The sequence below is a fragment of the Sphingomonas sp. GC_Shp_6 genome (genome assembly GCF_026540835.1).
GTDB lineage: Bacteria > Pseudomonadota > Alphaproteobacteria > Sphingomonadales > Sphingomonadaceae > Sphingomonas.
In genome coordinates this window covers 69,048-75,401 of record NZ_JALNUO010000015.1, presented here as the reverse complement: position 1 = coordinate 75,401, position 6,354 = coordinate 69,048, and the positions used below count along the sequence as shown (strand labels likewise).

5 protein-coding genes and 1 pseudogene are annotated in these 6,354 nt (G+C 64.1%); 1 reads left to right on the top strand and 5 read right to left on the bottom strand.

Annotated elements, in window-relative coordinates:
* Nucleotides 1–225: 225 nt before the first annotated feature.
* From OXQ95_RS15220 to OXQ95_RS15205, 4 genes and pseudogenes are all read right to left on the bottom strand, one after another.
* A pseudogene (locus OXQ95_RS15220) lies at nucleotides 226–1,512 on the bottom strand (glycoside hydrolase family 130 protein).
* Between the two features lie 208 nt (nucleotides 1,513–1,720).
* Nucleotides 1,721–2,956 (bottom strand): MFS transporter, encoded by a 1,236-nt coding sequence (locus tag OXQ95_RS15215; protein WP_267382298.1) that lies wholly within the window; start codon nucleotides 2,954–2,956, stop codon nucleotides 1,721–1,723.
* Between the two features lie 91 nt (nucleotides 2,957–3,047).
* Nucleotides 3,048–3,722 (bottom strand): SDR family NAD(P)-dependent oxidoreductase, encoded by a 675-nt coding sequence (locus tag OXQ95_RS15210; RefSeq protein WP_267382296.1) that lies wholly within the window; start codon nucleotides 3,720–3,722, stop codon nucleotides 3,048–3,050.
* A gap of 92 nt (nucleotides 3,723–3,814) precedes the next feature.
* Complete coding sequence (locus tag OXQ95_RS15205) at nucleotides 3,815–4,579, bottom strand: SDR family oxidoreductase (RefSeq protein ID WP_267382294.1); 765 nt, start codon at nucleotides 4,577–4,579, stop codon at nucleotides 3,815–3,817.
* 104 nt (nucleotides 4,580–4,683) lie between these two features.
* Between OXQ95_RS15205 and OXQ95_RS15200 the strand changes: the two genes are divergently transcribed.
* Nucleotides 4,684–5,271 (top strand): TetR/AcrR family transcriptional regulator, encoded by a 588-nt coding sequence (locus OXQ95_RS15200; protein ID WP_267382292.1) that lies wholly within the window; start codon nucleotides 4,684–4,686, stop codon nucleotides 5,269–5,271.
* Between the two features lie 92 nt (nucleotides 5,272–5,363).
* Here the strand turns inward: OXQ95_RS15200 and OXQ95_RS15195 are convergent, their stop codons facing one another.
* The gene (locus OXQ95_RS15195) at nucleotides 5,364–6,287 is read right to left on the bottom strand and encodes an NADP-dependent oxidoreductase (RefSeq protein ID WP_267382290.1); all 924 of its coding nucleotides are present in this window, start codon (nucleotides 6,285–6,287) and stop codon (nucleotides 5,364–5,366) included.
* Nucleotides 6,288–6,354 lie beyond the last annotated feature (67 nt).

The following is a 6,354-nucleotide window of genomic DNA, read 5'->3' as shown; positions in this document are numbered from 1 at the left end:
TCGTCAGGTTCGACTATTGGTCGTGCCCCCAAAAGGAGCTTCCGAGCGGGGCACGCAGCTACCAAGTCCTTCACTGCTCGGCGCCGGCGCTCTGCGAACTCGGCGACGCATAGACCGGAAGCGGCAACGACGGAGCGGATCGGCCCAAAAGGGGCCGAACCGATGAATACCGGCCGAGATGGATATCGACGCGTATTCTTCTCGGGCCAAGTCGCCCGTCGCAATTCACTCCATGCACGCGAGCAGATTGTCCACGCAAAGGGATCCGAAAGCGGTGAAACTGTCCGCAACGGCATAGGGCAGCAGCATGGTCCGCCCCTCGACGAGCGAACCGCAGCTATAGACGACATTGGGAACGTACCCGTCCCGGTCCTGCGGGCTTGGCGCCAACACCGGCCTCGGGGTGCGGGCCAGCACTTTCGAGGGGTCGCGCTTGTCTAGCAGGCAGGCCCCCAGGCAATAGTTGCGGACCGTGCCGACCCCGTGCGTCATCACCAACCATCCTTCGTCCAGCTCGATGGGTGATCCGCAATTGCCCAACTGCACGAACTCCCACGGATAGCGGGGTTCCAGGATCCGCGTGCCGCCGTCCCAGTGCAGCAGATCGTCGGACGTGTTGAGCCAGATCGTCCGGCTGTCCTGTCTTCCGAGCGTAACGTATCAGCCATCGATCCGTCGCGGGAAAAGCGCCATCCCCTTGGCACCGGCGACATTGCCGGTAAGCGGCCGCATGCGAAACGAGACGAAATCGGAGGTGGAGAGCAGCTCCGACGTCGCAGCCGCGCCGCTGAACGCTGTGTAGGTGCCATGATAGGTAGCAGTCCCGTCGTCATCGACGAAGCGGACCAGACGCAGATCCTCGATGCCTTGCCGCTGGCTGGGCGTGAGCGGGAACAGCACGGTCTCAGCGACATTGCGCGAACCCCCGCAATCCAACTGGAACGAAGTCGCCTCGTCGCTGTCTGGCCTGATATGGGGCGGCACGGAAACCGTACCGGGATCGTCGATCGCCAGTGCGGCTCCCGGTGCCCAGGTGCCGGTCCGGAAAGTCACCGAGGAGACGTGGCCTTCGCCAATTCCCCGCAGCGACAGGATGAAGCGAACCGTCCCGTGTGCAAGCCCGGATTGGTCGGGATGAAGAACGGCGGACGGATTGAAGAGAGCGACAGCCTCGTAGGCATATTCCTGGCAAAAATAGGCACCGATCAGGAGCTTTTGCGATCGGGACATAACCGCTCCTGCAGCGATCGACGGAGCGAGTTCCCCGAACCGGCGCATCAGGAGCGCATCGACGTCGCGGTGGTTCTCATCCAACGACGCGGTTACCCCCTTGAGCTGCCGGGCAAGCTCGGCATCATCCAGGGCAAGGATAAGGTCGATCGTTTCGGCGGTTCTGGTGGGGCCATGATCGAAACTGGTCGGATAGCCAGGCTCGAAAGGCCGAACGACCGTTCGCGATGGATCGGGCGTCAGGACCGTCTCGAAAACGTCTATTTTCGCGCGCTCGACCATGCCTTCGACCATCCTTCTCAAATCATTTCTCTGGCCACGCCACTGCGTGCCATTTCCGGATGACATCGATGTAGCCCACCAAGCGCGCCCGCCCGAACATTGATGCGGCAACGCCCCTAAAAGCTCGTTCAAGGCAACCTAGAACCGTCGAAGACCGGTCACCACTCGCGGCGCCGAGCGCACCTGTTCGTTTCTCTCGGGGTTTTTCCTACCCTGTGCCCACCTTGCGACCCGCATTGCGGCGCGAGACTCCGAGCAACAGAAGGCCGCCCATGGCCGCTGCAGCCGTGCAGGAGCCGATTGCCCCCCTCGGACCCAATGGGCCGACCAACGCACCGCCGGTAACTGCCCCAATGGCGATCGCCAGCTGGAACGCGGACATCGTGAGCGCACCGACGCCCTCCGCAAGATCGGGAGCGGCTTGTACCGTCAGCGTCTGAACACTGATCGGCGTGATCCCGAAGCCCAGCCCCCATAATGCGACGACCACGAAGACAACGGTGTGCGATGCGCCGATCGCTAGCAGGACCGCCGTCGCGCCGACGATGATGAGCGCTGCGAGCCCGGTCGAGAGGCGCGCGCTTCGTTCAGCGAGAAGCCCGGCCAGCAGATTGCCCGCGAAGCCGCCAACGCCGAAGGTCAGGAACATGAGGGAAATGGCATCAGCACCAAGCTGGGGGACCGTTTCAAGGAAAGGCCGGATGTAGGTGAAGCCAGCAGAATGACCGGCGATGATGAGCATTCCGGCGCCGAGCGCCGGGAGGACGCCCGGACGGCGCATCAGCCGCGAGAACATGTCGCGGTCGCCGGACGACGTCGGTGCCATCCGCGGTAAGGTGAATAGCTGCGCCACGACGGCAAGAACGCCGATAGCTGCGGCGATAACGAAAACGGCGCGCCATCCCAGAATACGGCCGATATAGACGCCGAAAGGTGGCGCGAAGATCGTCGCTACAGTCATGCCGGTGAAGATCATCGCCATTGCCCGCGAGAAGAACGCGGGCGGGACGAGGCGCATGCACAGCGCTGCCGCCAATGAGCCGATCCCGGCGAGCGCGATACCGAGTGCAACGCGTCCGACCAGAAAAACGGTGAGGTCCGGTGCAAACGCGGCGATCAGATCGGACACGACGATCAGTATCGACACCGCCCAGACGATCGAGCGACGGTCGTATCGGGCGGCACCCAGCACCAAGGCCGGACCAGCAATTGCCGCGATCACGGCTGTGATCGTCACTGCTTGGCCGGCGGCACCGATCGAGACGGCCAGGTCGTTCGCGATCGGCGTGAGCAGGCTTGCCGGCAGAAACTCGGCGGTCGCCAGACCGAAGACGCTTAGCGACAGCGAGAAAACGGCCGACCATGCGGCCTGCGGCTCCGCCGGGCTACCGGCCGACGGTGGAAGTCCATCGCACGGAGGATTAGAGCCAGTAGGGGCAGACATCGCGAACGATCCCTTCACGGAGGTAGAGCGGACGGAGCACGATGTCGCGCGTCCGTCATCGCGCCCGCTTGGTGCAGGCGAACGACGGAGATCAGAAGCGTTCGATCCAGGGCCGGAGATCGAGTTCGAAGGTCCAGGCGCTGCGCGGCTGCGCGATCAGGTGCAGGTACGCCTCGGCGATCGCGGCCGAGTCGAGCATTGAATCCGGCTTGTCGCTGGGCTCCGGTCGGGCAGCGCTGCGGATCGCGCCGTCGATCATCACATGGGCGACGTGGATGCCTTGTGGACCGAGTTCGCGCGCCATGCTCTGCGCGAGACCGCGCAATGCAAACTTCGCCATCGCAAACGGTGCCGAGTTCGGATAGCCCTTGAAGCTCGCGGAAGCGCCGGTGAAAAGGATGGTGCCGCTCCCGCGCGGCGCCATCGCGCGCGCGGCGGCCTGCCCGGTGAGGAACCCTCCCATCGCGCTCGCGACGATCACCTGCTGGACCGTCTCGGGTTCGAGTTCGGCGAGCGGACCCATGACGCGGGCAGCGGCATTGAAGATCACGACAGCCGGCACGCCGAGCCTGGCTTCCGCCTCCGCAAACAGCCGGGCGACGTCATCCGCAGAGGTCGCATCGCAACCGATCGCGAGGCCTCCTGTCTCTTCGGCTAGCGGCTTGAGCTTGCCAGGGTCGCGGGCGGCCAGAACCACCGCATAGCCGGTCCCGGCGAGCTTGCGCGCGAGCATCGCGGAGAGGCCGGCGCCGGCACCGACGATCATCGCGACAGGTTTATCATTTTGCATCACGGTAGCTCCTTCGTTGCGAGGTTGCGGACCAGTCCCAGCAAAACGGGACCGATCCGACCGGATACTCAGTGCATGGGACGGCCGAGTTCCAGCCAACCGCCGTCGACAGGGAGATCCACGCCGGTGATGTACGAGGCGTCGCTCGACCCCAGGAACAGCGCCGCCGCTGCGATCTCTTCCGGCTGCCCGGGACGACCGAGCGGCACGACCGCACCCACGCTTTTCTGCATCTCAGCGAGTTGCTCGCCTTCCAGCCCGGTGATCTTGCTCCACATTGGCGTGATGACCGGCCCGGGGCTGATCGAATTGACGCGGATGTTGCGTGACGCGAGCTCGCCGGCGAGTGTGCGGCCGAACGAACTGAGCGCCGCCTTGGTCGCCGAATATGCCGACTGTCCGGCAAGGCCCATCGCACCCGAAATCGACGACAGCAGCACGATCGCGCCACCGTCGGGCATGACGCGTGCCGTCTCCCGGGCGAGGAAGAATGCACCCTTGGTGTTGACCGCGAACATGCGGTCGTAATCCGCTTCGGTGATCTCGTCGGCGGGTCCCATCGCGCCGACGCCGGCGTTAATGAAGAGCAGGTCGATCCTGCCGTGCGCGTCCTTCACGCGACCGACGAGCGCTTGGATCGCGTCCAGATTGGCCGCGTCGGATGCGACCACCTCGATGCCTTCCAGATCGCGCCGTGCGGTTTCCAGCGTCGACGGATTGGAGCCGGTGACCACCACCGTAGCGCCTTCGTCGCGGAACAGCTTGGCGGCCGCGGCGCCAATCCCGGTCGTCCCACCGCTGACCAGCGCGATTTTGTCAGTGAGCTTACTCATGTCCGTCAACCTTGCTATTTGTAGTGGACGTCACAAATAGAAACTCGGCAGCGAGGGTCAACCAGATTCTTTACCGGTTGCCACAAATAGGATAGGCACAGGCCATGGGACGCGCGATTTCGTTCGATCTCGATCGGGCGCTGGACGCCGCGATGCGGGAATTCTGGAAGGGCGGCTATGCGGGCACGTCTCTGCAGGACCTGCTGCGTGCGACCGGCGTCGGGGCCGGATCTTTCTACAACACCCTCAAAAGCAAGAAGCACCTCTTCCTCGAAAGCTTGCGCCGATATGGTAAGGTGGAGGTCGCGAAACGTCTCGACGCGCTTGTCGCCGCGCCGACGACGGGAGCCGGACTGCGCGCCATGTACCGTGTTGCCTTCGACGGGCTCGACGATCCGGCCACGCCCTCGCGCTTGTGCATGATGGCCGGCATGGTCACGCCGGACGTTCTCGATGATCCGGACATGCGGGCGATCGTCGAAAAAGGGCAGGATCGATTCAGGAACACTCTCATCGAGCTTATCGAGCGGGACCAGGAGAATGGCATTCTTCCGGCGACCATCGACGCCGCCGTTACCGCTGCGATCGTCGCGACCTACGGCCAAGGCATGATCCGGACGGGCCTCGTCGATTATGATCGAAAGCGCATGGAGCGGGAAACCGAGGCGTTCCTTGTCGCTCTCGGCCTGTAGGCCTCGCGCCGCTCGCATCAATCGTTGGCCGAGCCGATCGGGCCGGCATCGGGAACGTGGACGACATCCCTCATATCGTCGACATCCACTCATCAATCGCGGATCATCTCGAGGACGCGCTTGCCCGAGCTAGTGCGATCCAGCGCGTGGCGCCACAAGGCAGCGGCGTCGGCCAATCGGTAACGCTGCGCTACGAACGGCCGTAAGGTTCCCGCTTCCATACGCTCGCGAAGCTGGTCCAGGCTCGCCCTCGATGTTTTGGTCAGAACAAGGACAGCCCTTACGCGGCGTCGTTCCGCTTCCTCCTGAGAAGGAGGCTGATTGAGCGCAACCAGCGTGCCGCCCTCGCGCAGCATGGCAAGCGCACCGATCTGGCCTTCGCCGCCGACCGTGTCGATCACTGCATCAGCGCCGGTCGGAGCCTGCTCCGGAGCGTAACCGCGCTCGAGCGTCTTGGACGCGCCGATCGCGCGGAGCCGTTCGGTATCGCGATTGCCCGCGACGCCGATGACCTTGATTCCCATGCCGCTGGCGATCTGTACGGTCGCCGAACCGACCGGTCCACCGGCCCCGATGATGACCAGCGTGTCGCCGGCAGCTAACCCGGTCGCTTCCAGGGCCTGCGAGGCGGTCTGTCCGACCAAGGCCAACGCCGCTGCATCGATGAACGGGATACTCAAGGGCTTATGGGCGACCGCGTCTGCAGAGATCGCAATCAATTCGGCATATGCGCCACCCGACGCTGAATACCCGAATACTTCATCACCGACGCGAAGATCATCGACGTCTGCACCGATCGCCTCGACGACGCCCGCCACATCGCCGCCGGGAACGAATGGGAACGTGAGCGGCTTTCCCGCCTTCTGCGCGCCCGACGCGAGCTTCATGTCGATCGGATTGAACGTGGTCGCATGCTGCCGAACGATGACCTGCCCGCCACCGGCCTCCGGGTCGGGCAGGTCGATAACATCCAACGCCTCTGGACCGCCATATTCCTTGAGAACGGCTGCCTTCATTACGACGTCTCCGAACCGGTTTGCCGGACGAAGCGCCCGACTAGATGAGCCGACTATCCGATCGGCA